This window comes from Micromonospora sp. NPDC000121 (genome assembly GCF_042899165.1).
Taxonomy (GTDB): domain Bacteria; phylum Actinomycetota; class Actinomycetes; order Mycobacteriales; family Micromonosporaceae; genus Micromonospora.
The window spans coordinates 42,904-68,883 of the sequence record NZ_JBIAZP010000001.1 but is presented as its reverse complement, the minus strand read 5'-3'; the positions used below and the strand labels follow the sequence as shown (position 1 = coordinate 68,883).

At 73.6% G+C, this 25,980-nt stretch carries 27 protein-coding genes, 1 tRNA gene and 1 pseudogene; 16 read left to right on the top strand and 13 right to left on the bottom strand.

Translation table 11 applies throughout. From position 1 onward, the window contains the following. Positions 1-8: 8 nt before the first annotated feature. Together ACFY23_RS00345 and ACFY23_RS00340 are read right to left on the bottom strand one after the other, a co-directional pair. Positions 9-779, bottom strand: a complete 771-nt coding sequence (locus ACFY23_RS00345; RefSeq protein ID WP_350682520.1) for a hypothetical protein — start codon at positions 777-779, stop codon at positions 9-11. Next, positions 776-1,225 carry an NUDIX domain-containing protein gene (locus ACFY23_RS00340; protein WP_350682518.1) on the bottom strand — a complete coding sequence of 150 codons (450 nt, stop codon included), beginning with the start codon at positions 1,223-1,225 and terminating at the stop codon, positions 776-778. The genes ACFY23_RS00345 and ACFY23_RS00340 overlap by 4 nt, the downstream gene beginning before the upstream one ends. 115 nt (positions 1,226-1,340) lie before the next feature. On the opposite strand from ACFY23_RS00340, the gene ACFY23_RS00335 reads away from it, so the two are divergent. The 4 genes from ACFY23_RS00335 to corA all read left to right on the top strand — a co-directional run bounded on the left by ACFY23_RS00335 (position 1,341) and on the right by corA (position 4,990). Continuing rightward, the gene (locus ACFY23_RS00335; protein ID WP_350682516.1) at positions 1,341-1,733 is read left to right on the top strand and encodes a CBS domain-containing protein; all 393 of its coding nucleotides are present in this window, start codon (positions 1,341-1,343) and stop codon (positions 1,731-1,733) included. Between the two features lie 91 nt (positions 1,734-1,824). Further along, positions 1,825-2,283, top strand: a complete 459-nt coding sequence (locus tag ACFY23_RS00330) for an ester cyclase (RefSeq protein WP_350682514.1) — start codon at positions 1,825-1,827, stop codon at positions 2,281-2,283. A 106-nt stretch (positions 2,284-2,389) separates the two neighbouring features. Next, entirely contained in the window at positions 2,390-3,484 is a 1,095-nt protein-coding gene (locus ACFY23_RS00325) for a PLP-dependent aminotransferase family protein (RefSeq protein ID WP_350682512.1), read from the top strand. 357 nt (positions 3,485-3,841) lie between these two features. Beyond that, positions 3,842-4,990 carry a magnesium/cobalt transporter CorA gene (corA, locus tag ACFY23_RS00320; RefSeq protein WP_350682544.1) on the top strand — a complete coding sequence of 383 codons (1,149 nt, stop codon included), beginning with the start codon at positions 3,842-3,844 and terminating at the stop codon, positions 4,988-4,990. A gap of 76 nt (positions 4,991-5,066) precedes the next feature. Here corA and ACFY23_RS00315 read toward each other — a convergent pair whose 3' ends face one another. Then, a complete protein-coding gene (locus ACFY23_RS00315; protein ID WP_350682510.1) occupies positions 5,067-5,879 on the bottom strand; it encodes a hypothetical protein in 813 nt (270 codons plus the stop codon). 84 nt (positions 5,880-5,963) lie between these two features. Here ACFY23_RS00315 and ACFY23_RS00310 point away from each other — a divergent pair, with 84 nt between their 5' ends. Both ACFY23_RS00310 and ACFY23_RS00305 read left to right on the top strand, forming a co-directional pair. Continuing rightward, positions 5,964-6,494 carry a peptidylprolyl isomerase gene (locus ACFY23_RS00310; RefSeq protein ID WP_350682508.1) on the top strand — a complete coding sequence of 177 codons (531 nt, stop codon included), beginning with the start codon at positions 5,964-5,966 and terminating at the stop codon, positions 6,492-6,494. A gap of 94 nt (positions 6,495-6,588) precedes the next feature. Next, on the top strand, positions 6,589-7,503 hold the full coding sequence (locus tag ACFY23_RS00305) for a rhomboid family intramembrane serine protease (protein ID WP_350682506.1): 915 nt from the start codon (positions 6,589-6,591) through the stop codon (positions 7,501-7,503). Positions 7,504-7,573: 70 nt separating this feature from the next. Here the strand turns inward: ACFY23_RS00305 and ACFY23_RS00300 are convergent, their stop codons facing one another. Continuing rightward, positions 7,574-8,005, bottom strand: a complete 432-nt coding sequence (locus tag ACFY23_RS00300) for a PH domain-containing protein (RefSeq protein WP_350682504.1) — start codon at positions 8,003-8,005, stop codon at positions 7,574-7,576. Positions 8,006-8,094: 89 nt separating this feature from the next. Between ACFY23_RS00300 and ACFY23_RS00295 the strand changes: the two genes are divergently transcribed. Then, positions 8,095-9,267 carry an acetyl-CoA C-acyltransferase gene (locus tag ACFY23_RS00295; protein WP_350682502.1) on the top strand — a complete coding sequence of 391 codons (1,173 nt, stop codon included), beginning with the start codon at positions 8,095-8,097 and terminating at the stop codon, positions 9,265-9,267. Between the two features lie 24 nt (positions 9,268-9,291). On the opposite strand, the gene ACFY23_RS00290 is transcribed toward ACFY23_RS00295, so the two are convergent. Then, positions 9,292-9,945, bottom strand: a complete 654-nt coding sequence (locus ACFY23_RS00290; RefSeq protein WP_350682500.1) for a class I SAM-dependent methyltransferase — start codon at positions 9,943-9,945, stop codon at positions 9,292-9,294. A gap of 140 nt (positions 9,946-10,085) precedes the next feature. Here ACFY23_RS00290 and ACFY23_RS00285 point away from each other — a divergent pair, with 140 nt between their 5' ends. The 5 genes and pseudogenes from ACFY23_RS00285 to ACFY23_RS00265 form a co-directional block, all read left to right on the top strand. Then, entirely contained in the window at positions 10,086-11,087 is a 1,002-nt protein-coding gene (locus ACFY23_RS00285; RefSeq protein ID WP_350682498.1) for a phosphotransferase, read from the top strand. Between the two features lie 121 nt (positions 11,088-11,208). After that, positions 11,209-12,807, top strand: a complete 1,599-nt coding sequence (locus ACFY23_RS00280) for a glycoside hydrolase domain-containing protein (RefSeq protein ID WP_350682496.1) — start codon at positions 11,209-11,211, stop codon at positions 12,805-12,807. A 20-nt stretch (positions 12,808-12,827) separates the two neighbouring features. After that, a complete protein-coding gene (locus ACFY23_RS00275) occupies positions 12,828-14,438 on the top strand; it encodes a glycoside hydrolase domain-containing protein (RefSeq protein WP_350682494.1) in 1,611 nt (536 codons plus the stop codon). 130 nt (positions 14,439-14,568) lie between these two features. Next, positions 14,569-15,081 carry a hypothetical protein gene (locus ACFY23_RS00270; protein ID WP_350682492.1) on the top strand — a complete coding sequence of 171 codons (513 nt, stop codon included), beginning with the start codon at positions 14,569-14,571 and terminating at the stop codon, positions 15,079-15,081. A 47-nt stretch (positions 15,082-15,128) separates the two neighbouring features. Next, a pseudogene (locus ACFY23_RS00265) lies at positions 15,129-15,233 on the top strand (DNA-binding response regulator); the annotation flags it as partial. On the opposite strand, the gene ACFY23_RS00260 reads toward ACFY23_RS00265, so the two are convergent. Next, positions 15,225-17,519 carry a hypothetical protein gene (locus ACFY23_RS00260; protein ID WP_350819251.1) on the bottom strand — a complete coding sequence of 765 codons (2,295 nt, stop codon included), beginning with the start codon at positions 17,517-17,519 and terminating at the stop codon, positions 15,225-15,227. The pseudogene ACFY23_RS00265 and the gene ACFY23_RS00260 sit on opposite strands and share 9 nt — an antisense overlap. Before the next feature lie 74 nt (positions 17,520-17,593). Here ACFY23_RS00260 and ACFY23_RS00255 point away from each other — a divergent pair, with 74 nt between their 5' ends. Further along, positions 17,594-18,301 carry a glycosyltransferase family 2 protein gene (locus ACFY23_RS00255; protein WP_350679732.1) on the top strand — a complete coding sequence of 236 codons (708 nt, stop codon included), beginning with the start codon at positions 17,594-17,596 and terminating at the stop codon, positions 18,299-18,301. A gap of 40 nt (positions 18,302-18,341) precedes the next feature. Here the strand turns inward: ACFY23_RS00255 and ACFY23_RS00250 are convergent, their stop codons facing one another. Together ACFY23_RS00250 and ACFY23_RS00245 are read right to left on the bottom strand one after the other, a co-directional pair. Beyond that, positions 18,342-19,244, bottom strand: coding sequence for a transketolase (locus tag ACFY23_RS00250; protein WP_350679724.1), 903 nt, complete (start codon positions 19,242-19,244; stop codon positions 18,342-18,344). 2 nt (positions 19,245-19,246) lie between these two features. Further along, entirely contained in the window at positions 19,247-19,990 is a 744-nt protein-coding gene (locus ACFY23_RS00245) for a transketolase (RefSeq protein ID WP_387035809.1), read from the bottom strand. Between the two features lie 46 nt (positions 19,991-20,036). Between ACFY23_RS00245 and soxR the strand changes: the two genes are divergently transcribed. Continuing rightward, positions 20,037-20,501: a redox-sensitive transcriptional activator SoxR gene (soxR, locus tag ACFY23_RS00240; protein ID WP_350679722.1), complete on the top strand. Its 465-nt coding sequence runs from the start codon at positions 20,037-20,039 to the stop codon at positions 20,499-20,501. A 91-nt stretch (positions 20,502-20,592) separates the two neighbouring features. On the opposite strand, the gene ACFY23_RS00235 is transcribed toward soxR, so the two are convergent. Both ACFY23_RS00235 and ACFY23_RS00230 read right to left on the bottom strand, forming a co-directional pair. Continuing rightward, positions 20,593-21,570 carry an NAD(P)H-quinone oxidoreductase gene (locus ACFY23_RS00235; RefSeq protein WP_350679720.1) on the bottom strand — a complete coding sequence of 326 codons (978 nt, stop codon included), beginning with the start codon at positions 21,568-21,570 and terminating at the stop codon, positions 20,593-20,595. 9 nt (positions 21,571-21,579) lie between these two features. Then, complete coding sequence (locus tag ACFY23_RS00230; protein WP_350679718.1) at positions 21,580-22,119, bottom strand: AAA family ATPase; 540 nt, start codon at positions 22,117-22,119, stop codon at positions 21,580-21,582. Between the two features lie 97 nt (positions 22,120-22,216). On the opposite strand from ACFY23_RS00230, the gene ACFY23_RS00225 reads away from it, so the two are divergent. Beyond that, positions 22,217-22,305 (top strand) — tRNA-Ser (locus tag ACFY23_RS00225). Positions 22,306-22,389: 84 nt separating this feature from the next. Here ACFY23_RS00225 and ACFY23_RS00220 read toward each other — a convergent pair. Both ACFY23_RS00220 and ACFY23_RS00215 read right to left on the bottom strand, forming a co-directional pair. Next, complete coding sequence (locus ACFY23_RS00220; protein WP_350679717.1) at positions 22,390-23,403, bottom strand: hypothetical protein; 1,014 nt, start codon at positions 23,401-23,403, stop codon at positions 22,390-22,392. A 263-nt stretch (positions 23,404-23,666) separates the two neighbouring features. Next, complete coding sequence (locus ACFY23_RS00215; RefSeq protein WP_350679715.1) at positions 23,667-24,374, bottom strand: hypothetical protein; 708 nt, start codon at positions 24,372-24,374, stop codon at positions 23,667-23,669. 149 nt (positions 24,375-24,523) lie between these two features. Here ACFY23_RS00215 and ACFY23_RS00210 point away from each other — a divergent pair, with 149 nt between their 5' ends. Next, the gene (locus ACFY23_RS00210; protein ID WP_350679713.1) at positions 24,524-25,057 is read left to right on the top strand and encodes a YbhB/YbcL family Raf kinase inhibitor-like protein; all 534 of its coding nucleotides are present in this window, start codon (positions 24,524-24,526) and stop codon (positions 25,055-25,057) included. A gap of 114 nt (positions 25,058-25,171) precedes the next feature. Here the strand turns inward: ACFY23_RS00210 and ACFY23_RS00205 are convergent, their stop codons facing one another. Then, positions 25,172-25,882: a class I SAM-dependent methyltransferase gene (locus ACFY23_RS00205; protein WP_350679711.1), complete on the bottom strand. Its 711-nt coding sequence runs from the start codon at positions 25,880-25,882 to the stop codon at positions 25,172-25,174. Positions 25,883-25,980 lie beyond the last annotated feature (98 nt).

Sequence of the window (25,980 nt, the reverse complement as noted above, 5' to 3'; positions counted from 1 at the left end):
CAACCGGGTCAGCCGGGCAGCGCCGCCAGGTCCGCCAGCATCGTCAGTCGCTCCTCGGCGGTCAGCACGGCGTACGGGCCGGCGGCCCGTCGGTCGGTCTCCAGCTCGATGGCGAGCTGCTCCGGGCCGGGCGGCAGGGCGGCGACGCTCGTCGCGGTGTGCCCGGCAGCGGTCCAGGCGGCGGCGTGCGCGTCGGCCCGGTGGTAACGCAGCGTGCCCAGCCGGTTGAGCAGCAGCACGCCGGGCGGGGTGCCGTCCGGCTCGTACGGCGGCGCCGTCGCGGCGAACGCGGTGCCGTCGTCGGCGCCCTCCTCCTCGGCGAGCACCAGCGCGTACGCGAGCACCCGGCCGAGCGCCTCCACCAGCCGGAGCACGCGGTCGTCGTGCCCGGCCCAGAGCTCCTCGGTCACCTCGGCGTGCACCTGCCAGATCTCGGCGAGGAAGGCCAGCCCGCGCTCGGTGGCGGAGAGCCCGCCGTCGGGGCTGCGGTGGATCATCCCGTACGCCACCTGCTTGTCCAGGGCCCGGCGGCAGTCGGCCGGGTCCCGGTAGCGGGTGACCGCCGCGAACCCGGCCTCGTCGACCGTCCCCCCGGGCGCGGCGAGGCGGGTGCGGAACTCCAGCAGGAAGCCGGTGGCCGCCGGCCCGCCGTACCGCTGGCTCAGCTCCGCGCCGCCGCCGTCGCGGCCGGCCAGCATGCCGGCGACGAAGGCCCGGTCGACCGCCGGGGCGACCAGGCCGGCGAACCGGTGCGGCGCCAGCTCGACGGTGTCGTTCACAGACCGATCGAACGCAGGGCGGCGAAGGCTTCCTCCGCGATCCGGCGGATCAGGCCGTCGTTGACGTCGCGGTGCTCGTCGAGCAGGTCGACCTCGTCGGCGGCGAGCCACCGGAACTCGGTGTGCTTGCCCGCCTCCAGCGTCGGCCGGGCGAGGTCGCCGTCGACCCGCACCAGCCAGTCGCTCTCGATCCGCTCCAGGCCGTCGTCGGCGACGTAGCGGTACTCCCCGACGTGGCCGAGCACGTGCGACACCGTCCAGCCGGTCTCCTCGGTCACCTCCCGGCGCAGCGCGTCGTCCACGTCCTCGCCCGGTTCCAGGTGACCGCCGACGATGTCCCAACAATTGGGAAATATCCGCCGGTCGGGAGACCGCCGCTGGACGAAGAGGCGGCCCTCGTCGTCGACGATCAGCGCGCCGGCGCAGCGCAGAGGCTCGGTGGACACGCCACGACAGTAGCGAGCGGTCTGGCCTCGCGGCGATGCCCGGTCTTGTCCCGGAAACCTCCGGGGCGGACCATGTCCCCTACCGGATGCCACCGTCCCACAGGGGTGATGCGTGATGCAGGTACGGGAAGCGATGTCCAGCGAGGTCCTCGTGGTCGGCCCGGAGCACACGCTCCGGCAGGCGGCCCACATGATGTCGGCCCGCGGCGTCGGGTCGGCGGTCGTGATCGATCCCGACTCCGAGGGGGTCGGCATCATGACCGAACGCGACGTGCTCAACGCCATCGGCGCCGGCCTGGACTGCGACGTCGAGCGGACGGGCGCCCACCTGACCTGGGACGTGGTCTACGCCGGGCCGGAGTGGACGGTGGAGGAGGCGGCCGCCGCGATGGCCCGGGGCGGCTTCCGGCACCTGGTCGTGCTCGAGGGGCGCGAGGTGGCCGGCGTCATCTCCGTCCGCGACATCATGCGGGTCTGGGCGGCCAGCCGGATGGTCGACGCGCGCTGAGCGGCCGGCCCGGCGCGGGGTGTGGCCGGCCGATCGACGGGTAAGGATTCCCTGCGGGCGCGGACGGGCCGCGGCCGCCGGGGAGGTCCTCATGCGCGGCGCGGATCGGCTGGTCGAGCAGCAGTACGCGATGCTCCTGCGGCGGGACGTGGCCCGGCTGCCGGACCTCTACGCGGCGGACGCCTTCTACTCGATGCCCGGCGTCACGGTGCGCCCGATCGAGCTGCCCGCCCTGCTGCGCACCTGGACCGGGGCCTTCCCGGACCTGTCCGTCGACCGGCTCGGGTCGGTGCAGACCGCCGGGGGCGCGGCCGTCGAGCAGCGGCTCACGGGCACCCACACCGGGGTGCTGCACACCCCGTTCGGCACCGTCGCGCCGACCGGCCGGCTGGTGAGCTGGGACGTGGTCGACGTCGTGCGGGTGCGGCGCGGGCGGGTCTCGGCCTGGCGGTCCTACTTCGACTGGGGCCAGCTCATCGCGGCGCTCGGGCTGCACGTGGACGGGCTTTCCCGCGAGGCGCAGCACGACCCGCTCGGCCTTCCGGTCTGATCTGCCGCCGACCGGTTGACGCAGGTCACCCGTCCCGGTGGCTCAGGATGCGGACATCGCCGTGCCGTCGGCGCGCACCCCGCCGCCTTCCGTACGCTGAACAGCCATGACCGCCGAGCAGCTGATCTCCTTCGCCCGTGGCGCTCCCTCGCTGGACATCGTCGATGTCGAGGGGCTCAAGGCCGCCGCCGTCCGCGCGTTCGACGCCGACCCCGCCGGGGTGACGGCGTACGGCACCTCCGTCGGCTACCTCCCGCTGCGGAAGTGGATCGCCGAGAAGCACGGGGTCTCCGCCGACCAGGTGATGATCACCAACGGGTCGTTGCAGGCCGACGCCTTCCTCTTCGACCACCTGGTCCGCCCCGGCGACGCGGTGGTGGTGGAGCGCCCGACGTACGACCGGACCTTGCTCAACCTCCAGCGGATGGGCGCCGAGCTGCACGGCGTCTCCATCCAGCCGGACGGCCTCGACACGGCCGAGCTGCGCAAGCTGCTGGAGTCCGGGGTGCGTCCCCGGCTCGCGCACGTCATTCCGAACTACCAGAACCCGGCCGGCGTCACGCTGAGCCTGGAGAAGCGCCGCGAGCTGCTCGACCTCGCCGCCGAGTACGAGTTCACGATCTTCGAGGACGACCCGTACGCCGACATCCGGTTCCGGGGCGAGGCGCTGCCGTCGATGCTCTCGCTCGACACCCGCAACGTGGTGGTGCACGCCTCCAGCTTCACCAAGACCGTCTGCCCGGGCGTGCGGGTCGGCTACCTGGTCGGCCCGGCGGACCTGATCGCCGACATCGCGAAGAAGGCGACCAGCCTCTACATCTCGCCCGGCATGGTCTCCGAGGCGATCGTGCACCAGTTCTGCGTCTCGGGCGACATCGAGCGCTCGATCGAGACCGTGCGCGCCGCGCTCGGCGAGCGGGCCCGGGTGCTGGCCGAGTCGCTGCGCCGGCACATCCCGGAGGCGCGGTTCGTGGAGCCGGACGGCGGCTACTTCCTCTGGGTCGAGCTGCCCGAGGACGTCGAGGTCGACAAGCTCGCCCCGGCGGCCGCCGAGCGCGGGGTCGCCGTGGTCAAGGGGAGCGACTTCGTGGTCGACGGCGGGCGGCACGCGCTGCGGCTGGCGTACTCGGCGGTGACGGCCGACCGGATCGACGAGGGCGTCCGGCGGCTGGCGGAGGCCATGGCGGCCGTACGGGGCTGAATTTCTGTCAGATTTCTGACAGTTCGGCGATGCCGGCCGTTCCGGGTCTCCCGCCGGAGCGGCCGGCGGCCCACAATGCTGCGAGCGTCACTCACCACGTGTAGCGGAGTTCACCGCCGGTGCCGGCCCAGACCGCGCCCGGCGACGAGCCCGGCCCGGCCCAGCCGGTGGCACGCGGAGCGACGCGACCAGCACAACCCCCGCCCCCAAAGGGCGCCGGGTGGGCCGTGTCGTCCCCTCACCCCCCGAAGCGACCCGGCCCGCCCGGCGCCACCCCCGGCGGCCGATCGTCACCGGCGGTGACCGTCGACGGCGGCGTACCCTGCTAGCCGCGGCGGCGCACGGGGAGGGGGCGTGATGACGGACCGAGGGCAGCAGGGGCGGACGGCCTCGCCGAACGGCGGACGGGTGATCAGGCCCCGGGACTGGGCGGCGCCCGTGCGGGCGATGACCCGCCGGCTCAACCCCGACGGCCTCCAGAGCACCCCGGCACCGGCCCGCCCGAAGCGCAGCGCGGTGGTCGACTGCGCCCTCTACGTCGACGGTCGGCGGCAGCCCGGCGACTGGCGGTACGCCGACGCGCTCGCCGCGGCCCGCCGCGAGGAGAACGGTTTCGTCTGGCTCGGCCTGCACGAGCCGGAGCTGGCCGAGATGACCGCCATCGCCGCCACCTACGGCCTGCACGAGCTGGCCGTCGAGGACGCGGTCAAGGCGCAGCAGCGCCCCAAGCTGGAGCAGTTCGGCGAGGTCAGCTTCCTGGTGCTGCGGACCGCGCGCTACTGCGAGCACGCCGAGCTGACCGAGAACTCCGAGGTCGTCGAGACCGGCCAGGTGATGCTTTTCATCGGGCCGAACTTCCTGATCAGCGTCCGGCACGGGGACGCCTGCCGGCTGGCCCCCGTCCGGGCCGACCTGGAGACGAAGCAGGACCTGCTGCTCCACGGGCCCTGGTCGGTGGCGTACGCGGTCACCGACCGGGTGGTGGACATCTACCTGGAGGTCGCCGACCGGCTGGAGGACGACCTCGACACGCTGGAGGCCGAGGTGTTCGACCGCCAGTCCAGCGGCCGGATCCAGCGGATCTACCAGATGAAGCGGGAGCTGGTGGAGTTCAAGCGGGCGGTGACGCCGCTGCAACGCCCGCTGATGACGCTCACCGCGCAGATGAACCGGGACGTGCCCAAGGAGATCCGTCGGTACTTCCGTGACGTGCAGGACCACCTCAGCCGCACCGTCGAGCAGGTCAACTCCTACGACGACCTGCTGAACTCCATCCTCCAGGCCCGGCTGGCCCAGGTCACGGTCGACCAGAACAACGACATGCGCAAGATCGCCGCGTGGGCGGCCATCGCCGCCGTCTGGACCGCCATCGCCGGCATCTACGGCATGAACTTCGACGTCATGCCGGAGCTGAAGATGACGTACGGCTATCCGGTCGTGCTGGCCCTCATGCTCGCGATATCGCTGGCCCTCTACCGCTGGTTCCGCCGTAACGGCTGGCTCTGACCGAGGGCGGGGACGCGGAAGCGCCGGCGGCGCGGGGTGACCCGCTGCGCCGGCGCTTTCCGGGGACTCCGGGGCGTCAGCGACGCCCGTTGGTCTTGGCGCCCTTGCCCAGCGCCTCGGTCAGGTCGTCCGCCGGGCGGCCCGACACGTCCTTGGCGCCCTCGGCCACCGACGGGACCTTGTCCGTCGCGTGGATCGTCGGCTGCTTGCCGGGGGTGGTGGTGGAGGCGCTGTCGCCGCCGGCCGCCGCCGAGCTGCCGGCGCCGGTCGGGCCGCCGGTCACGCCCGAGCCGCTCGACAGCGTCGAGGCGTCGGTCACCGGGGTCCGGATCTCCATCGTCTCGACCTCGTCGCGCATCGGTTCCAGCGTGCGGGTCGGGTCGTACTCGGCCCACTCCTGCTGCTCGCGGCGACGACGCATCGCCATCGCGGCGACGCCGGCCACCGCGCCGGCCGCGAGGAGACCGGTCAACATGGACCCGCCGCGCCGCGCGTTCTTCTTCCGGGAAGCCTTCATGTTCTTCGCCTTGACCTTCCTGGTGACCGCGGCCTGCTTGGCTGCGGCGGCCTTTCTGCTGGTGACCGCCTTGCCCGCCGCCTCGGCCTGGGCCTTGCGGACGGCCAGGGCCAGCGGCGCGAGCGCGGCGACCGTGGACGCGAGACCGCTGGACGCGCGGTCGCGCACGATGACGGCGGTCGGCGCGACGGCGCCGCGGGCCGCCTGGACCCGCGGGCCGACGGTCGCGCCGGCGCCCTTCGCGGCGTGCGTCGCGGCCAGCCTCAGGTGACCGAGGCCCTGGTTCAGCTCCGCCCTGGCCAACTGTCCCTGGGTCTTACGCCGCCCGATTCCAAACACGGTCCCACCTCCTGGGAGTTGTTCCTTCGTCATCCTCCACCTTCGGATGCCTCCGCACTGCCAGATCGGGCACATGGGAGGATCCGCATGGAACTGACCAACGAGTGAGGAGTACCCGTGGCCGAGGCTGTCTACGCCACCTTGCACACCAACGCTGGCCCGATCCGGCTGGAGCTCTTCCCCAACCACGCGCCGAAGACCGTCAAGAACTTCGTCGACCTGGCCGAGGGCAACCGCGAATACACCGACCCGCGCACGGGTCAGCCGGGCAGCGGGCCGTACTACGACGGCACCATCTCGCACCGGGTGATCAGCGGCTTCATGATCCAGATGGGCGACCCGACGGGCACCGGCCGCGGTGGCCCGGGCTACAAGTTCGCCGACGAGTTCCACCCGGAGCTGCGCTTCGACCGGCCGTACCTGCTGGCCATGGCGAACGCCGGACCGGGCACGAACGGCTCGCAGTTCTTCATCACCGTCTCGCCGACGCCGCACCTGAACAACCGGCACACCATCTTCGGCCAGGTGGCCGACGAGCAGTCCGCGAAGGTCGTCGACTCGATCGCCAACACCCCGACCGGCCCGAACGACCGGCCGCTGCAGGACGTCGTCATCGAGCGGGTCGAGATCGAGCGCTCCGCTGCCTGAGGCGTCCGCGAGGTACCTTTGCCCACATGACTGAGCGCTCCGAAGGTCGGGACCGGTTGGCGGGCCGCGCGGTCCGCGTCGGCGGGCGGGCGTGGTGAGCGAGTCGCCGCCGGTCACCCCGGTCTGCTACCGGCACCCCGGCCGGGAGACGTACGTCCGGTGCACCCGCTGCGACCGGCCGATCTGCCCGGACTGCATGCGGGAGGCCTCGGTCGGGTTCCAGTGCCCGGAGTGCGTGGCGGAGGGACGTCGTAGCGTGCGGCCGGCGCGCACCGCCTTCGGTGGCGGTGCCGCCGGCCGGCACGGCTACGTCACCAAGGTGCTGATCGCGCTGAACGTGCTGCTGATGCTGCTCTCCATCGCCTCGGACCGGGGCGGGGACGCGGCGGTCGGCGGCTCCGGCTTCGGCGGCCTGCTGGGCGGCGGCACCCCGCTGACCGACTGGGGCGCGGTGCTCGGCGGCGCGATCTTCCCCGACGGCACGGTCGGCGGCATCGCCGAGGGCGAGTGGTACCGCCTGGTCACCGCGATGTTCCTGCACTACGGCGTGGTCCACCTGCTGCTGAACATGTGGGCGCTGTGGGTGCTGGGCCGGTCGCTGGAGGCCAATCTCGGGCCGCTGCGGTTCGGCGTGCTCTACCTCGTCTCCGGGCTGGGCGGAAACGTCGCCGCCTACCTGTTCAGCGAGCAGAACCAGCTCACCGCCGGCGCGTCCACGTCGATCTTCGGCCTCTTCGCCGCGCTGGTGGTCATCGAACGCAAGATGGGGCGGGACATCTCCCAGGTGCTCCCCGTCCTGGTGGTCAACCTGGTCTTCACGTTCGCCGTGCCGGGCATCTCGATCCCTGGGCACCTGGGCGGGCTGGTGGTCGGCGGGCTGGTGGCGCTCGTGTTCGCGTACGCCCCACGGTCCCGGCGGACGCTCGTGCAGTTCGCGGGCGGCGCGGTGATCGTGACGGCGTTGCTCGGCCTGGCGCTGATCCGCACCGCCGCCATCCTCGGCGGCTGACCGCCCGCTCCGTCGTGCCACGGAACCGGCCGGGCCGCGCGGCGGGAGCGACCGGCGGCTGACCGTCCGCTCAGCGCGGGCGGGCCTCGTGCAGGGCCTCGGCCACGTCGGCGGGCTCGGCGCCGAGGTCGAGGCGGCCGAAGAGGTGCAGCGACTCCCCGGCGTCGATCTCCAGCACCTCACTGGTCAGGCCCAGCCGGGCGCGGCGGTCCACAGTGACCCGCTCGACGGCCGACCAGGGCAGCCGGCGGCGGCCCGCGAAGCCCTGGACGACGGTGACCCCCTCGGGGTCGACCGCCAGCCGGACCGGCGCCACCACGTCGCGTGCCGCCCAGCCGGCCAGCGCGGCGGCCGCGACCACGGCCAGCCCCAACTGGACCGGGTCGCCCTCGTCGAGGAGGAGCGCGAGCGCGAGCAGCGCGACCGCGCCGGCCAGCTTGAGCGCCGGCAGGGTGGCCGGCACCCGCCACTGGTGGACGGTCGGGGACGGGTCTGGGCGCATCCGTCCAGGATGCCAGCGCACCCCGGGGGAGGACGGCGGCCCGCCGAGGACGTAGTATCGGTGGCAGCCGAAGTTACCGGGGAGTAGTCATGAGTGACGCAGTCATCGTCGGCGCGGTACGCACCCCGGTGGGGCGGCGCAAGGGCAGCCTGGCCGCCGTGCACCCGGTCGACCTCTCGGCGCACGTGCTGCGCGTCCTCGCCGAGCGCACCGGGATCGACCCGGCCCAGGTCGACGACGTGGTCTGGGGCTGCGTCTCCCAGGTCGGCGACCAGTCGTGGAACATCGCCCGCAACGGCGTGCTGGCCGCCGGCTGGCCCGAGTCGGTGCCCGGCACCACGCTCGACCGGCAGTGCGGCTCCAGCCAGCAGGCCCTGCACTTCGCCGCCGCCACCGTGCTCTCCGGCCAGGCCGACCTGGTGGTCGCCGGCGGCGTCGAGTCGATGACCCGGGTGGCGATGGGCTCCAGCGGGGCCGGCGGGATGCCCTTCAACGAGCAGATCCGCGACCGCTACCGGGGCGTCGAGGGCTTCGCCGAGGATGCGCCGCTGCCGTTCAACCAGGGCGTCGGGGCGGAGCTGATCGCCGCCCGCTGGCGCTTCTCCCGCGCCCAGCTCGACGAGTTCGCCCTCGCCAGCCACGAGAAGGCGGCCGCCGCGCAGGACGCCGGCGCCTTCGACGCCGAGATCGCCCCGGTCGCCCTGGCCGACGGCGGCAAGTTCGCCGCCGACGAGGGCATCCGGCGGGACACCTCGCTGGCGAAGCTCGGCGAGCTGGCCACCCCGTTCCGTCCCGACGGCGTCGTCACCGCCGGTTCCGCGTCGCAGATCTCCGACGGGGCGGCGGCGCTCGCCGTCACCACCAGCGAGTGGGCCAGCCGGCACGGCCTGCGCCCGCTGGCCCGGATCCACACCGCCGTGGTCGCCGCCGACGACCCGGTCACCATGCTCACCGCGCCCATCCCGGCCACCGCGAAGGCGCTGCGCCGCGCGGGGCTGGGCATCGAGGAGATCGGGGTGTACGAGGTGAATGAGGCGTTCGCCCCGGTGCCGCTGGCCTGGCTGGCGGAGACCGAGGCGGACGCGGAGCGGCTCAACCCGCGCGGCGGCGCGATCGCCCTCGGCCACCCGCTCGGCGCCTCCGGCGCGCGGATCATGACCACCATGCTCGCCCACATGCGGGACAACAACATCCGCTACGGCCTCCAGACCATGTGCGAGGGCGGCGGCATGGCCAACACCACCATCGTCGAGCTGCTCTGACGCCCCGCGGACCGGAGGCGGGAGCTACGCCCCGGCAGGCTTGCGCGCCAACATGAGGCCCTGCGGGGTCTTCTCGGTGCCCTCGGGCTCCTTCACGACCGTGGCCCACAGGTCGAAACCGGCCTCGCGCAGCAGCGCGGCCACCTCGTCCGGCCGCTGCCGGTACCAGTCGGCGCAGATCGGTTTGCCGAAAGCCTCGTCGAGGTGCAGGCGTTCGTCGCCGACCTGGAAGGCGAGCATGAGCTGCCCGCCCGGTGCGAGCACCCGGTGGAACTCGGCGAGGACCTCGGGCCGCCGGTCCCACGGGACGTGGATGATCGAGTAGTAGGCGAGCAGCCCGCCGAGGGAGGCGTCCGGCAGCTCCAGCGCGAGCATCGAGCCCACCTCGAACCGCAGCCGCGGGTACGTCTCCCGGGCCAGCGCGACCATCCCGGGCGACAGGTCGATGCCGAACGCGTCCAGTCCCAGCCGGTGCAGCAGGATCGTGACGCGGCCGGGCCCGCAGCCGACGTCGGCGACGGGACCGTTGCCGTTGGCCTTCACCGCCTCGGCGAAGGCGGCCAGCAGCGCACGGTCGAGGGGCCTGTCGTCCATGTCCGTGCGAAGCCACTCGGCGTAGTCGACGGCCATGGTGTCGTAGGAGTCGCGGGTGGCGGCGAGGAACGAGGCGTCCGGCATGGCGGTGAAGGGTAGCCGTCCCCTCCGGCGGCCGCGACGACCGTCGTCGGGGCCGGTGGGGCGCGTCGATCGCCGCGGCACGACGTGCGCCGGGGATAAGGTGTCGCGCCCGCGCCGGGGACGGGGCTAGATTCCGCGGCGTGACCACCGCCTCCACGCCGTACACCGACTGGGCCGACCCGCACTGGCGGGACACCGCGCTCGGCTGGCTCGGCGACCAGCTCGGCCGGCACGGCCGCCGGGTCGTCGGGCCGGTCGAGCCCCGGGTCCGGCCGTGGTCCCTGGTCTGGCGGGTGCCCACCGACGCCGGGGACGCCTGGTTCAAGGCGAACAATCCGGGCACCCGGCACGAGGCGGCGCTGCTGGCCGTGCTGGCCCGGCTCGCCCCGGGCCGGTTGCTCGACCCGATCGCGGTCGACGCCGACCGCGGCTGGTCGCTGCTGCCCGACGGGGGACGCTCGCTGCGCGACGCGCTGGCCGGCGACCGCGCCCTGCTGGCCCGCTGGGAGCAGGTCCTGCCGGAGTACGCCGACCTCCAGCGCACGGTCGCGCCCCGGTCCGGCGAGCTGCTCGCGCTCGGGGTGCCCGACCACCGGCCGGAGGTGCTGCCCGAGCTGTTCGAGGCGCTGCTGTACGACGAGGAGTCGCTGCTGCTGGGGGCGGAGGACGGGCTCGACGTCGAGGCGTACGAGCGGTTGCGCGCCCACCGGGACACCTTCGCCGAGCACTGCCGGCGGCTGGCCGACTCGGGCGTCGCGCCCAGCGTCCAGCACGACGACCTGCACGACGGCAACGTCTTCGTCGCCGACGACGGGCACCGGTTCTTCGACTGGGGCGACGCCTCGGTCGCCCACCCGTTCGGCACCCTTCTGGTCACGCTGAACTCGGTCGCGGACGCCTTCGAGCTGCCCGCCGGCGACCCGACGCTGGCGCGGCTGCGGGACGCGTACCTGGAGCCGTGGTCGGACCGGCACGACCGGGCCACGCTGCGCGAGGTGGCCCGGCTGGCCGTCCGCGTCACCCGGGTGAGCCGGTCGCTCTCCTGGCGCCGGGCCCTCCTGACGCGGGACCCGGACCGGGCGCGGTACGCGTCCGCGGTGCCCGGCTGGCTGATGGAACTGTTCGAGCCGGATCCGGTTTGAGCCCGTTCGTGACCTCGACAGGAGCCGTCGACTGTGGTCAGAATCAGCGGGCCGGCGCAGCGCGAGTGACGCGAGGCGTCCGCCCGCCGGCCGTCCGACCCACAGGACAGATCGGGGAATCGTGGAATCCACACTCTCACCGGCCGGGCTTCGCCGTGCCGCCGGCCGCACCGTGGCCGTCGCCGCCGCGGCCACCCTCGGTGCCGGCGTCGCGCTGACGGCCGTCACCGGCCCGGCCCACGCCGCCGTCCCGCCGCAGCCCGGCACCTACACCGGCCTCGGCTTCGACGCCTGCACAGCGCCGACCAGCGCCCAGATGCAGGCCTGGCGCGACCACTCGCCGTACCGGGCGGTCGTCATCTACTTCGGCGGCAGCAGCCGGGGCTGCGAACAGCCCGCGCTGACTCCCGAGTGGGTCGCGGAGCAGACGGCGGAGGGCTGGCACCTCGTCCCGATGTACGTCGGGCTCCAGGCCCCGTGCCTGGCGACCAGCCGGCCGCGCATCGACCCGGCCCAGGCGGCGGCGCAGGGCCAGGCCGAGGCCGACGACGCCGTGGCGCGGGCGGTGGAACTCGGCCTGCCCCGGGAGAGCGTCCTCTTCTACGACATGGAGGACTACGACGGCGGCGACGCCGCCTGCACCAACGCGGTCCTCACCTTCATGAGCGCGTGGACCGCCCGGCTGCACGACCAGGGCTACCTCTCCGGCTTCTACAGCAGCGTGGCGCGGGGCGTCGCCGACCAGGTCGCCGCCTACAACACCCCCGGCTACGTGCGTCCGGACTACCTCGACTTCGCGCGCTGGGACAATGCGGCCACGGTCGAGGACCCGACCATCCCGGCCGGCTACTGGATGCCGAAGCGACGGATGAAGCAGCACGTGGGCCCGCACGACGAGACGTGGGGCGGGGTCACCATCAACATCGACGGCGACTACCTCGACGTCGCCCCGCTGCCGGCGGCCCGGTTCGGTGACTTCACCGGCAACGGCTGGGCGGACCTCGGCTACCGGGAGCCGTCCACCGGGCGGCTGCACGTCTACGGCGGCAACGGCACCACGCTGAGCGGCCGGATCACGCTGGGCGCCGGCTGGAACGGCATGGACGCGATCATCCGCGCCGGCAACTTCGACCGCGCCGGTGGCGAGGACGTGATCGCCCGCGAGAAGACCACCGGTTACCTGTGGCTCTATCCGGGCACCGGGTCGGGGATCAGCGGCCGGATCAACCTCGGCGCGGGCTGGAACACCGTCCAAGAGATCACGCCGATCGGCGACTACAACCGCGACGGCTTCCAGGACCTGCTGGCGGTGCAGAGCTCGACCGGCGCGCTCTACCTGTATCCCGGCACGGGGGGCGGCGCATTCACCAGCCGCATCCTGCTCGGTTCCGGCTGGAACACGGTGGACGAGCTGAACGGCGGCGGCGACTTCAACAACGACGGCTACCCCGACGTGGTCGCGCGCGAGAAGAGCACCGGCGACCTCTACCTGTACCCGGGTCGTGCCGGCGCGCCCAACACCCGTACCAAGGTCGGTGCCGGCTGGAACACCATGCGCGACCTCGTGCAGCTCGGTGACTTCGACCGGGACGGGCGGCCGGACCTGGTCGCCGTGCAGAACTCGACCGGCTACGTCTACCGGTACCGCTGGCTCGGCACCGCCTTCGCGTCGCCGATCCGGCTCGGCACCGGGTTCGGTCCCATGACCCCGCTGCTCTGAGTGACGAGGATCGGGGACTCGTGACGTTTCATTCCGCTCTGCCCGCCGGGCTACGACGTACCGCCCGGCGGGCACTCGCCGCGACGGCGGCCACCGTGCTCGCCGCCGGCGCCGCCCTGACCGGCCCCGCCGCGCCCGCACGGGCCGCCGGCTACACCGGGCCGCACCCGGGCGCGTTCACCGGCCTGGGCTTCGACACCTGCACCGCGCCGTCGAACGCGGCCATGACGGCGTGGCTCGCCTCGCCGTACCGGGCGGTGGGCATCTACATCGGGGGGAACGGCCGGGCCTGCGCCCAGCCCAACCTGACCCGGGAGTGGGTGACCGCGCAGGCGGCGGCGGGCTGGCGCTTCTTTCCGCTCTACGTCGGGCCGCAGGCGCCCTGCCGCAGCACCAGCAAGCCCCGGATCGACCCGGCGCAGGCCGCCGCGCAGGGGCGGGCCGCCGCCGACGACGCCGCGGCGCGCGCCCGCGACCTGGGGCTCGCCCGGGAGAGCACCGTCTTCTACAACATGGAGAAGTACCCGGCGGGCGACGCGGCCTGCACGGCGGCGGTGCAGACCTTCACCCACGCCTGGACCATCCGGCTGCACGACCACGGCTACTTCTCCGGCTTCTACACCGACGTGGCCTCCGGCGGCCTCGCCGACCAGGTCTCGGCGTACGAACGGGTCGGCCACGGCCGGCCGGACTACCTGGACTTCGCCCGGTGGGACGGCGTGCAGACGGTGGCGGACGAGGCGCTGCCCGAGTCGTACTGGATGCCGAAACAGCGGATGAAGCAGTACCGGGGCGACCACCACGAGACGTGGGGCGGGGTGACGATCAACATCGACAGCAACCGCCTCGACGTCGCCCCGCTGCCCGCCACCCGGTTCGGCGACTACACCGGCAACGGCTGGGCCGACCTCGGCTACCGTGAGCCGGCCACCGGCCGGCTGTACGTCTACGGCGGCAACGGCGCCACGCTGAGCGGGCGGGTCTCGCTCGGCGCGGGCTGGAACGGGATGGACGCGATCGTCCGGGCGGGCAACTTCGACCGGGCCGGCGGCGAGGACCTGCTGGCCCGCGAGAAGTCGACCGGCTACCTGTGGTTCTACCCGGGCAACGGCTCCAGCGTGACGACCCGGGTCAGGGTCGGCAGCGGCTGGAACGGCATGCGCGAGATCACCCCCGTCGGCGACTGGAACGGCGACGGCTTCCAGGACATCGCGGCGGTGCAGGTTTCCACCGGCGTCCTCTGGCTCTATCCGGGCAAGGGCACCGGCTTCGGCAGCCGGGTCGCCCTCGGCGGCGCGGGCTGGAACGGGCTCGACGAGCTGAGCGGCGGCGCCGACTTCACCGGTGACGGGCGCCTCGACGTGCTCGCCCGGGACACCGCCACGGGCCGTCTGCACGTCCACCCGGGCGGCCCGGACGGGCTCCTCGGCGCCCGGCTCGACGCGGGCGCCGGCTGGAGCGGCATGCGTGACCTCGTCCAGCTCGGCGACTTCGACCGGGACGGTCGGCCCGACCTGGTCGCGGTCCAGAAGTCGACCGGCAACGTGCTGTGGTACCGCTGGAACGGCGGCGCGTGGCTCGCCCCGACCCGGCTGGGCACCGGTTTCGGCGCGATGCAGCCGCTGCTCTGACGCGTACTTTCCGGGCCCGTCCGGCGCGACGGGCCCGGAAGTCGGACAGGCGGTGCGACGCGCGGGCGTGGAAGTTCTGCAATTTGCGCGTGACCCACGTCACCCTCCGGCGCCCGTCGTTGGGCAGGGCATGGACGTCTTCTCCCGAACGTTCCTCCCGGCCGCCTCCGAGGCCGGACTGGCGATGCAGACCGTCAGCCGACACATGCCGGTCTTCCGCCGCTGCGTCGGCTCCGGCGACGCCACCATCCTGGTCACCAGGAGCAGCCGGCCCGACCGCCCGATGGCCGGCGAGTACCTCCTCCTGCTGACCCACCGGCGACTGGTCGTCACCCAGCAGACCCGGGTCCTGCACCGGCTGCGCCTGCACCTCAACACCGAGCTGCGGGAACTCAGCGACGTCACCTGGAGCCCGGACCCGCGCCTGCACTCGGTCGAGCTGGCCGCCACCGCGATCGACGGGGTCCGCGAGCGGTTCCTCATCCACACCCGGCACCCGAAGCAGGTGTGGCAGCTCGACGCGCTGCTCAACCACGCCTTCCGGACCCGGGTGCGGACGCCCCAGGAGCGGCTCGTCGCCACCATCGGCGAGGCGCCGGCGGTCGCGCGACCCGCCGCGTTCCGGCCGGCCGTGGTGCGCTGACCGTCTTCTTACCGAACCCGAACATCCGCTGACCCGCTCCGCGCCGCGCCGACGACTACGTCACCAAGCCGTTCAGCCCGCGCGCGCTGGTCGCCCGGGTGCGGGCGGTGCTGCGACGCACCGCCGGAGCGCCCGGGGACGGGTCAGCGCCCGGGTGGCAGGGCATAGCCGACGTAGCCCCGGAACTCGACGCGCCAGCCCGGCGGCACCAGCTCCACGCACGCCGGCCGGCTGCCGGTGCAGACGATCGCGTCCACCGAGGACGGGTCGGCCGGCGGGCGCTCGGGCAGCACGGACTGCAACGCGACCAGCTCCGGCGGGCGGCCGTCGGCGTCGCGCAGGAGCAGCCACCAGGGGTACTCCCAGTTGTCGTTCTGTTGCACCAGGCCGATCCGGCGGGCGTCCGTCGCGCGTACCGCGCCCGCCGCCCAGCGGAACTCCTCCGCCCACTGGGGACGCCGCAGGAACCGGGTCTCCCACTCCGAGGTGGTGAAGACCGAGCCCGCGCCGACCAGCCGGCGCGGGAAGCCGTACGACACCGCGAGCACCCCGGCCAGCGCGCAGGTGGCCAGCACGGTCACCGCGAGCCCGGCCGCCACCGACCGCCGGCCCGCCGCGCCGCCGTTGCGCGCGGCCGCCCGGCGGCGGAACAGCGCGTCGAGCCAGAGCCCCGCCAGCGGCACGGCCAGCGCCAGCGCGTAGAGCAGCAGGCGGTTGCCCCACGGCTGCCACTTGACCATGGCGGTGTGCAGCAGCACGGCCACCACCACGACCACCGCGTACGCGCGCAGCGGCCCCGCCTGCGTCGGGCTGACCCGGCCCGGCCGGGCCAGCGCGAACCCCGCCCCGACCAGCGCCAGCGTTCCGGCGAGCGGGAAGGCCACCCGGTCCTCGTCCGGGTACCAGGACGGCACCGGGAAGCGTTCCCGCCCGAAGGTGGTGGCCCGGTCCTGGGGGTCCACCCCGATCAGTTCGGCGCCGGCGACGATCGCCGCTGCGCCGGCCCGGCGCAGCGGCGCGAGCGGGGTGTCGAACGCCGTGTGCGCGACCCGCAGCGCGTTCACGAGCACCGAGGGCGGGTCGTGCCGCTCCATCGGTACGGACTCGCGCAGCCGGGGCGGGCCGAGCGGGTGCCCGAACTCGGCGGTCACCCGGGCCAGGAACGGCCCGACCACCACCGCCGCGACCAACAGGATCAGCACGGACCCGGTCACCGTCCGGGCCACCTGCGCCCGCGGCCGGAAGCCGCCCGGCGCGGCCGTCCCACCGGCCCGCCCGGCACCCGGGCCGTCCACCGCGCCGGCCTCGTCCGGGACCGCTCCGGCCCGCTCCCGCGCGGTGGCGGCCCGCGCCAGCCGGAGCTGGGCGAGCCCCCAGAGCACCAGCAGCGGCCCGACCGCTATCAGGCCGTTGGTCTTGGTCACCGCGGTCAGCCCGGTGGCCGCCCCCAGCCCGAGCATCGTCCCGACCCCGGTGCGGCGGCGCAGCCCGTCGAGCGCCAGCGTGGCCGCGCAGGCCACCCAGGCGGCGCAGACCAGGTCGGTCTGGGTGCTGGTCGCCTGGAGCGCCACCATCGGCGTGGTGGCCAGCACGAACGCGGTGAGCAACTGGGCCCGGCGGCTCCCGCCGAGCTGGGCGGTGATCCGGGTCGCCGCCAGCAGGACGCCCAACCCGGCGGCCCACTGCACCAGGTGGTGCAGCGCGTCCCCGCCGGTGAAGAGGCGCAGGTGCAGCAGCAGGTACTCGGCACCGGGCGGGATGGTCACCTGCCGGTGGATGGCGGTGGGCCAGAAGTCGAGGTCGCCCTGGGCCACCCAGTGCTCCACCTTCGGCAGGTGGTAGGTCTGCGAGTCGAAGTTGTTCGGCTCGGCCAGCAGGGCGATCAGCAGCTCGACCAGGAGCAGCCCGCCGACCGTGCCGGCCAGCAGCCGCTCGCCCCGCCCCGCCGTACGCCAGGCGTCGGCCAGGCGGGTCCACCGGCGAGCGCGGCGGGCCCCGGCGGCGCCCGGCGCGCCGGTGTCCGGTGCGGGCGGCGGGGCCGGGATGCCGGTGGTGGGGCCGGTGGTCGCGCCGACCAGAACGCGGCGTGGCGCCGCGACGGCCTGCGCCGCCCGCCGCGCCGCGTCCCGGCGGCGGCGCCGTCCGGCGGCCGCGCCCGTGGCGGCGAGGAAGAGCAGCCAGGCGACGGCGAACGCCGGCAGGGTCAGCAGCCGCAGCGCGCCGAGCACCTCCACCGTGAGCACCGCGAACGCGCCCGTGACCAGGGCCGCCCGGACCAGCGCGAGGCGCAGTGGCGCCACGGTTCCGGTGGCCAGCGGCCGGAGGGCGACGGTGAGCAGTCCGATCGCGGCGACGGGGGCCAGGGCGAGCGGGTAGCCGGCTGCCGACATGGCGGAAGTAAACACCATCTTCCTGAGGCCGCCACGGTCGATGCCCATGGTGCTGGGCACCGTCCCGCTGACCAGCCAGGCTAGGCTAGGGCCGACGTATTGTCGCCACCGTGGAGATTCCCGTGAAGCTCTCGATCCTCATGCCGGTCTACAACGAGGAAGAACGCATCGCGGATGCTCTCAAGCAGGCGTTGGCGGTCGACTACCCGTGCGAGATCGAGCTGGTCGTGGTCGACGACGGCAGCCGGGACGGCACCGGTGAGATCCTCGGCCGGGCCGACGACGCGCGCCTGCGGGTCATCAACCACCAGCGCAACGCCGGCAAGGGCGCGGCCATCAGGACGGCGGTCGACAACGCGGAGGGCGACTACATGGTCATCCTCGACGCCGACCTGGAATACGACCCGCAGGACATCCCCAAGCTGCTCGACCCGGTGCTCGACGGGCGGGCCACGGTCGTCTACGGCAATCGCACCTTCGGCAGCCACAGCGCCTACAGCTTCTGGTACGTGATGGGCAACAAGGGCGTCACGATGGCCGCCAACGTGCTGTTCAACTCCTACATCGGCGACCTGGAGACCTGCTTCAAGCTGATGCCGGTCGACCTCTACCGGTCGCTCGACGTCCGCTCGCGCGGCTTCGGCATGGAGGCGGAGGTGACCGGCAAGCTGCTGCGCCGCCGGATCCGCCCCTACGAGGTGCCGATCAGCTACCGCGCGCGGGGCCGCGAGGAGGGCAAGAAGATCACCTGGAAGGACGGCGTCGAGGCGCTCTGGATCCTCGGCCGCGAGCGCACCCGCCGCCGCCCCCTCGGCGCCCCGACCCGCTGACCCGCCGCCGGGAACTCCCCCGCGGCGGGTCGTCCCGGGCTCAGCGGCCCGCTGGCGCCAGCGTCGACTCCAGGAACCCGCCGACCGAGCGGCGCAGCCCGGCGGCGTCCAGCCCGTGCCAGCGGGTGTGGTCCTCGGCCGACCCGTAGCGGCGCAGTTCCTCGCGCCCGACGCCGAGCGCCAGCAGCCGGTGCGGCCGGTCGGCCAGCGCCGCCGAGACCACCCGCGCCGACGTGCCGGCCAGGTAGGGCTCGACCAGGATCACGTCCGCGCCGGCCAGCGCCCGGAGCCCCGCGGTGTCGAACGGCCGGGGCCGGTGGGTGTACGCCACCGTGACGCCCAGGTCGGCCGCCGCGGCGAGCGCCGCGTCCAGCACCGGGCCGACCGCGACCAGCAGCGGCGCGCCCGGCCCCGCGTCCCGGAGCACGCGCAGCGCGCCGTCGCCGCCGTACGGCCGGCTGTTCTGCTGCGTGGAGAGCCGCAGGTACGCCGAGCCGTCGGCGGCCACCGCGTCCCGCAGCAGCGCCGGCACCTCGTCGGGGTGGCCGGGGACGTGCACGGTCCAGCCGTGCAGGGTGTCGATCAGCGAGACGTCCGCCGGCGAGAGGTGGGTCCGCCCGGCGGCCGCGCGGTCGTACGACGCGCCGACGCTGACCAGCACCGCCCCCACGCCCTGGTGGTCGAGGTCAAGCTTGAGCTGCTCGTACGCGCGCTCGACCAGGAACGGGGCGTAGCTGTGCGCGATCGGCCGCAGCCCGGTCAGCGCCAGCCCGCCGGCCACGCCCACCATCAACTGCTCACGGATCCCGACGTTGAGCACCCGGTCCGGGTGCTGCCGCGCGGCCGGGGCGAACGCGGCGGCGGAGATGTCCGCCAGCACCAGCGCCGCACGCGGATCGTCCGCGAGCAGCGCGGTGGTGGTGTCGACGAAACGGTCCCGCACGGTCACTCCCCCTGGTCGACGACCGCGACGACGACGTGCGGCCGGTGGTTGTCCTGGCCCGTCAGGGCGGTGTGCAGGGCGTCGTGGTCGCGCCCGTCGACGGTGGCGGCGGTCCAGCCGTTGACCGTGAACCGGGCCGCGGCGCCGCCCGGCCAGCCGTGTGTGGCGGAGCCGTTGTCGATCACGATCGCGGTCAGGCCGGCCAACCCGGTCGCCCCCGCGTACGCGATCGCCTCGTGGTTGGAGCCCTCGTCCAGTTCCGCGTCGCCGAGCAGCACGAAGACCCGGGGTGTGAGCAGGCCCTGGGCGCGCAGCCCGAGCGCGGTGCCCACGCCGAGCCCGAGCCCGTGGCCGAGGGACCCGGAGCCGATCTCCACCCCGGGCACCAGCATCCGGTCGGGGTGGTCGCCGAGCCGGCTGCCGGGGCCGCCCTGGTCGTCCAGCCAGTCGGCGGGGACGAAGCCCTTCGCGGCGAGCACGGCGTAGTAGCCGGCGACGGCGTGCCCCTTGGAGAGCAGGAACCGGTCCCGCTCCGGGGCGTCGACGGTCTCCGGGGTGATCCGCAGAATCCGGTCGTAGAGCACCCACAGCACGTCGACCGTGGAACGGACGTTCGCGCCGAACTCCCGGCCCGCGCGGACCCGCTCGTACAGCGGCGCGACGGGCCCCGGCAGGGGTGGCGTGGTCGGGTCGTCCGGCGGTGGGGCGGTCGCCACCGGACCCGCGTTGGCGGTCATCGTGGTCATGTCGCTAGCCTGCAAGTTGAAGTCCGCTTCAACTCAAGGCGACGTGATGCACGAATCACTGACCATCGGCCAGCTCTCCACCCGCAGCGGCGTGGCCCCCTCGGCGCTGCGCTACTACGAGCGGCTCGGGCTGATCCGGGCCGAGCGGACGAGCGGCAACCAGCGCCGGTACGCCCGCACCGAGCTGCGCCGGGTGGCGTTCATCCGGATCTCCCAGCAGGTCGGCATCTCGCTCGAAGAGATCCGGGAGGCGCTGGACTCCCTGCCGGCCTCCCGGACCCCCAGCGCGGAGGACTGGGCGCGGCTCTCCGCGGCCTGGCGGGAGCGCCTGACCGAGAAGATCCGGCTGATGACCAAGCTGCGCGACGACCTCGACGGCTGCATCGGCTGCGGCTGCCTGTCGCTGCGGCGCTGCACGCTCTACAACCCGGACGACTCGCTCTCCGGCGAGGGCCCGGGCGCCCGCCTGATGCTCCCCCGCCCGGCCGTCGCCCCCGCGTCGACCGCCTGACGCTCCTCCTCCGGCCGTCGCCCCGGCGTCGACCGCCTGACGGTGGCCCCGGCGGGCAGCTCACGACCCTCGTGCCGGGGCGGTCGACGCGTCAGCCGGTGGTGAGCAGCACCTTGCCGACGTGGTCGCTCGACTCGACCAGCCGGTGCGCCTGCGCCGCCTCGGTGATCGGCAGCCGGCGGTCCACGATCGGCCTGACCGCGCCCGCCTCGACCAGCGGCCACACCTGCTGACGGACGCCCCGGACGATCTCGGCCTTCTGGTCCAGCGGCCGGGACCGCAGCGCGGTGGCCGCGACCGTGCCCCGCTTGGCCAGCAGCGCGCCGAGATCCAGCTCGCCCTTGCGGCCGCCCTGCATGCCGATGACCACCAGCCGGCCGTCGGCGGCCAGCGCCGCCACGTTCCGGGGCAGGTAGGAGGCGCCCATGATGTCGAGGATGACGTCGGCGCCCCGGCCGTCGGTGACCCGCCGGACCTCCTCGACGAAGTCCTGCTCGCGGTAGTCGATCGTGTGCGCCGCGCCCAGCTCGCGCAGCCGCTCGTGCTTGGCCGCCCGCGCGGTGACCAGCACCGTGGCACCGAGCGCGACCCCGAGCTGGACCGCGAACGTGCCGATCCCGCTGCCGCCGCCGTGCAGCAGCAGCGTCTCGCCCTTCGCGAGCCGGGCCAGCTGCACGACGTTCGACCAGACCGTGCAGGCCACCTCGGGCAGCGCCGCCGCGTCGACCAGGTCGACCCCCGCCGGCACCGGCAGCAACTGCACGGCCGGCACGGCGACACGCTCCGCGTACCCGCCGCCGGCCAGCAGCGCGCAGACCTCCTGGCCGACCTCCCAGCCGGCCACGTCGGGCCCGGTCGCGCTGATCACCCCGGAGCACTCCAGCCCGGGGTACGCGGGCGCGCCCGGCGGCGGGGGGTAGTGCCCCTGCCGTTGCAGCAGGTCGGCCCGGTTGACGGCGGTGGCCCGCACGTCGACGACGACCTCGCCGGGGCCGGGCTCGGGATCGGGCACCTCGCTCCAGACCAGTGCGTCGGGTCCGCCGGGTTCCGGGATCGTCATCGCGCGCATGCCCTGTGTCTACCCCACCCGCCCGTCGGTCCACGCCCGGGCCAGGATCTCGTCCACCGTCTGTGCCGGCGTCTGCGCGGAGGTGTCCAGCCAGAGCCCGATGCGGGGCGTCTCCGCGCGGAACCCCGCGTCCAGGTCGGCGACCGGCCAGTCGCCGTACCCGACCTTCTCCCGGGCCTCCTCGCGGGCGGCGACGACCTCGGGGCTCGGCGCGAGCACGACGACCGCCAGCGGGCGGTGCCGGATCCGGTCGACCATGGCCGGCAGGTCCGCGCCGAGGACCACGTCCTGGAGCACCACCGTGAAGCCGGCGGCGGCGTAGCGTTCCGCCGCCGACGCCGCGAGGTCGTAGCGCAGCCGCAACTGCCGCCACGCCTCCTCCGACGGCTCGGCGGTCATCTCCTCGCGCCCGGTGACCACCATCCGCCGGAAGACGTCGCCGCGCAGGTGCACCGCCCGGGGCAGGCGCCCGGCCAGCGCCTCGGCCACAGTGGACTTGCCGGCGGCCATGATGCCGGTGATCAGCACGACGGACGGGGTATCCCACATGCCGCCGATCATTCCAACGCGGGTGCCGTGCCCGCTCGCCCGGTGCGCCGCCGTGGCAGACTAGGCATGGTCGCGTACCCCTGCGGGGCGCGGCCCGGGAGGGTTCGCCTAGTGGCCGATGGCGCTGGTCTTGAAAACCGGTAAGGGCAGCGATGTCCTTCGTGGGTTCGAATCCCACACCCTCCGCCTCTGGACAGCAAAAACGCCCCCTGACCAGCGCAGATGCCGGTCAGGGGGCGTGTCCGTGGATGGTGAGTCAGTCTCGCTTCGTCAGTGGGCCGCCACGCCCGACAGTTCAGCGCGCTGCTCCCCGTCGGTGGGCGACGCAGGCCGGCGACGCGCAGCGACGACGACTGCGGCGGCCGTCGCGAGGGTGAACACCGCCACCCCCGCGAAGGCGACCAGTGTCTGCCGATCGAGACGGGTCACCGGCGTGCCTCGCTTCGCCTGCCAGGTGAATATTGCGAACGCACCGGTGTAGCCGAGGCTGGCGACGCCGACCAGCCGGGCCCGGACCCGTTCGTCGCGGAGCCAACCCTGACTGGTCGCGAGCACACCCAGGATCGCGGTGACGAGCAGCAGCACCTGGATGGCGTGCAGGCCGACGAAGTGCGGTACGCGGAGGTCGCCGCCGGTCGTGCTCCAGTTGGTGAGGAACATCCCGTTGCCGTCGGGGTCGCCGATGCCGTGGCCGCCGGTCATGGACACCGGATGGCCGTTGGCGTCGGTCACCGTGCGGGGTGTCGCGCTCGAGGAGTTGCCGAGCCAGAGGGCCACGACCATGCTGGCGATGGCAAGCCCGAGTCCGGCGCGCAGGGCGCGGGTCATGGCGCGGTCGCCGGTGCGTTGGATCAGGACCAGGATCGCGATGACCATGCTGGTCAGCAGGAGCGGCGCGACGCCGATGGAGAACACCGTCCGCACGGTTTCAGCGACAGGCTCTTCGTTGTTGTTGAAGTGGCTGAAGGTGCCGTGGGCGGCGGCGTAGACGACGGCGCCGACGTCCAGCAGGCCGGCGACCGCGAACACGGTGCCGAGCCACCAGCCGAGACGTCTGCCCCTGCTCAGCTTGCTGAGCAGCCACGCCAGCGTCAGGCCGTACGCCCCCATGGCGAAGCCGAACTTCATCGGCTTCACCCAGACCGATTCGCCCATGAGCAGGCGATCGTCGACGAACAGACCGACGGCGCAGACCAACGTCAGGGTGAACATGAGCGTCGCGTTCGCCACCAGCGGACGGTGCCAGCCGCGTAGCGCGCTGAGGCACGTTGCAACGATGGTCATCGGGCTCCAGACGAGGATCAGGGGGCCGTGTCTGCTCGAACGAGCCCGCCTTGGACGATGCTGATGTGTCCCCAGCCTCAGCGAATTCGCCCCGCTCAACCATCCGATACGCCCCCGGACGCGTCCGCCGGTCAGCCCCCGGTCGGGCCGGGGGTTAACCCCCCGGGCGCTGGTGCACCCTCTCCGGCCCTGAACAACGCAACGCCCCCTGGCCAGCGCAAACGCGGCCAAGGGGCGTTGTGGTGCCTGCCTGCGTGGTGAGGTCAGTAGTCCAGGAGTAGGGGCTGACGGTGCTCGATCGCGGTCTCGGCGAGATCGAGCATCACCGCGAGGCCGAACCGTGCGACCTCCGCCAGCGTCGGGTCGTCGGAGGGCAGCCCTCGCCGAAGCTCGGCCGGGTCGTGCCCGGCGAGGACACCGGCGCGTTCGTCCAGCAGGCGCAGCTCGGCGGCCAGCCGGTCGACCGAACCCATCCGGGTCGGCTGACCCGTCGGTCGGGACGCCTCGATCACGAGCGGATCCTCAGCGAGCGGCAACCACCACTCCACCCCCGACAGCAGGGTGATGTAGCGCTCGGGCTGGGCCGAGGCCACCTGGTACGCGGGAGCGTCGGCGAACGCGCGCGGGCTGTCTTCCTTGTCCCCGGGGCCCGGACGCAGGTCGGGACGCTCGTCGTACGCGGCGAGCAGCAGGACGGCGCCGAATCCGTCCCAGTCGGGCTTGTCGGTCCAGTACGGCTGGGTCGTGCCCTCCGGCCAGTCCACGGGGCCGCCGAGCGCCTCCCCGAGCCACTGTTGCCACTCCCGTACGGCGTTCTGGACCATGTCCGGGTCGGTTTCGTGCTCCTCGTCCTCCTGCGCCCGGACGATCCGCACGTCGTATCCCTCCTGTGCGCCGATCTGCTGTGTGATGGTCAGCCAGTCGTTCAGGTGGTAGCGGGTCAGCGGTCCGACGTAGAGATCAAGGCCCATGGGAGGCATTCTTGCCCACGGCGCGTGCGGCGTGTCGATCCGGGTCGAAGCGCCTCGCACGGGGCGTCTGGCGCTGCCGGTTCGATCTCGGGCGTCGGCGGGGTATGAAGGGCGGAGGACAATCGCGCTCACCGGAAGGACCTGTCTCGATGACCCTGGAACGACCGATCGCCCCGGACCCGTACGAGCTGCTGCCGACCGTGCCGTCGTTCACCCTGACCAGCGAGGACGTGCAGAACGGCGAGCCGATGGACACCGCGTACGCCCACGGCAGCGTCGGGGGCGGGAACGTCTCGCCGCAGCTCGCCTGGTCCGGCTTCCCGGCCGAGACCAAGGGCTTCGTGGTGACCTGCCTGGACCCGGACGCCCCGACGGGCAGCGGGTTCTGGCACTGGGTGCTGGTCAACCTGCCGACGAGCGTCACCGAGTTGCCCAGGGGAGCGGGTGTGGAGGATCTCGGCGGCGCCTTCACGGTCCGCAACGACTACGGCGACCGGGGCTACGGCGGCGCCGCGCCGCCGCCCGGCGACCGCCCGCACCGCTACGTCTTCGCGGTGCACGCCATCGACGTGGAGCGCCTCGACGTCACTCCCGACGCCACCCCCGCCGCCGTCGGCTTCAACCTGGCCTTCCACACCCTGGCCCGCGCGGTTATCCGCCCCACCTACCAGGTCAAGGACTGACCCGCACCCCCAGCTCCCGCGATCTTGCGCCTGCTGCCCCGGCCCAACGGACGAAAGCCGTGGAGCGGACGCGGAAGTGCAAGATCGCGGGGCGGGGGAACGGAGCGGAGTGGGTCAGGCGGGGACGCGGGCCACGGCGAAGACGGACTGGCCGAACGGGGGGCGGACGCGCTGCTCCGCCGCCTTCGTGGCGGGGAGCACGAGGGTGTCGTAGACCTTGACCATCGGACCCTCCTTCGGCATCAGCCGGAAGACCTTGGTCGCCATGAAGTAGCCGATCAGGCCGAGCGCGTTCGCGTAGTGGATCTTCTCCACCGTCAGGCCGGCGGCGGTCATCGCGTCGGCCAGGGTCTTCTTGGTGTAGCGGCGCACGTGGCCGGTGGCGATGTCCGCCGGGCTCATCGCGAACTGGAACGCCGGCACGATGATGATGACGTTGCCGCCGGGCCGGACCAGGTCGCGCATGCTGCGCAGCGCGCCCACGTGGTCCTCGATGTGCTCCAGCACGTTGTACGACACCGCCGCGCTGTAGTCGCCCCGCTCCGAGTGCGGCAGCAGCATCTGGCGGACCTCGATGGTCGGCTGGTCGGCCAGCCGCTCCTTCAGGGAGACGAGCCGGTCCGGGTCCGCCTCGGTGGCGGTGAAGCGGGGCAGCCGCTCCGCCCACTCCAGCGCGTAGTCGCCGAGCCCGCTGCCGATCTCGATCGGGTTGTCACCGAGGTGCGGCACGGCCAGCTCGACGAACCAGCGACGGTGGTTGACCGCGGTCGCGAGGCCTTCCAGGACCTCGGACTGCACGCGCTGATCCCCAGTGATTTCTGCCATGCGTCGATTCCTCACGATATGACTCGACCCGCGCCTGGACCGACAGAGTGAATCATCCGCGCTGACGGCAGAAGAATCGGGGCACCTGGGTGGCCGAA

Excerpts from the sequence above, each read along its gene's own strand:
- ACFY23_RS00215 (WP_350679715.1), bottom strand. The coding sequence starts at position 24,374 with ATGGGCCTTGATCTCTACGTCGGACCGCTGACCCGCTACCACCTGAAC.
- ACFY23_RS00325 (WP_350682512.1), top strand. The coding sequence starts at position 2,390 with ATGACCGCCGAGCAGCTGATCTCCTTCGCCCGTGGCGCTCCCTCGCTG.
- ACFY23_RS00330 (WP_350682514.1), top strand. The coding sequence starts at position 1,825 with ATGCGCGGCGCGGATCGGCTGGTCGAGCAGCAGTACGCGATGCTCCTG.
- ACFY23_RS00210 (WP_350679713.1), top strand. The coding sequence starts at position 24,524 with ATGACCCTGGAACGACCGATCGCCCCGGACCCGTACGAGCTGCTGCCG.
- corA (WP_350682544.1), top strand. The coding sequence starts at position 3,842 with ATGACGGACCGAGGGCAGCAGGGGCGGACGGCCTCGCCGAACGGCGGA.
- ACFY23_RS00230 (WP_350679718.1), bottom strand. The coding sequence starts at position 22,119 with ATGTGGGATACCCCGTCCGTCGTGCTGATCACCGGCATCATGGCCGCC.
- ACFY23_RS00295 (WP_350682502.1), top strand. The coding sequence starts at position 8,095 with ATGAGTGACGCAGTCATCGTCGGCGCGGTACGCACCCCGGTGGGGCGG.
- ACFY23_RS00315 (WP_350682510.1), bottom strand. The coding sequence starts at position 5,879 with ATGACGAAGGAACAACTCCCAGGAGGTGGGACCGTGTTTGGAATCGGG.
- ACFY23_RS00270 (WP_350682492.1), top strand. The coding sequence starts at position 14,569 with ATGGACGTCTTCTCCCGAACGTTCCTCCCGGCCGCCTCCGAGGCCGGA.
- ACFY23_RS00335 (WP_350682516.1), top strand. The coding sequence starts at position 1,341 with ATGCAGGTACGGGAAGCGATGTCCAGCGAGGTCCTCGTGGTCGGCCCG.
- ACFY23_RS00290 (WP_350682500.1), bottom strand. The coding sequence starts at position 9,945 with ATGCCGGACGCCTCGTTCCTCGCCGCCACCCGCGACTCCTACGACACC.
- ACFY23_RS00220 (WP_350679717.1), bottom strand. The coding sequence starts at position 23,403 with ATGACCATCGTTGCAACGTGCCTCAGCGCGCTACGCGGCTGGCACCGT.
- ACFY23_RS00205 (WP_350679711.1), bottom strand. The coding sequence starts at position 25,882 with ATGGCAGAAATCACTGGGGATCAGCGCGTGCAGTCCGAGGTCCTGGAA.
- ACFY23_RS00260 (WP_350819251.1), bottom strand. The coding sequence starts at position 17,519 with ATGGGCATCGACCGTGGCGGCCTCAGGAAGATGGTGTTTACTTCCGCC.
- soxR (WP_350679722.1), top strand. The coding sequence starts at position 20,037 with ATGCACGAATCACTGACCATCGGCCAGCTCTCCACCCGCAGCGGCGTG.
- ACFY23_RS00245 (WP_387035809.1), bottom strand. The coding sequence starts at position 19,990 with ATGACCACGATGACCGCCAACGCGGGTCCGGTGGCGACCGCCCCACCG.
- ACFY23_RS00235 (WP_350679720.1), bottom strand. The coding sequence starts at position 21,570 with ATGCGCGCGATGACGATCCCGGAACCCGGCGGACCCGACGCACTGGTC.
- ACFY23_RS00300 (WP_350682504.1), bottom strand. The coding sequence starts at position 8,005 with ATGCGCCCAGACCCGTCCCCGACCGTCCACCAGTGGCGGGTGCCGGCC.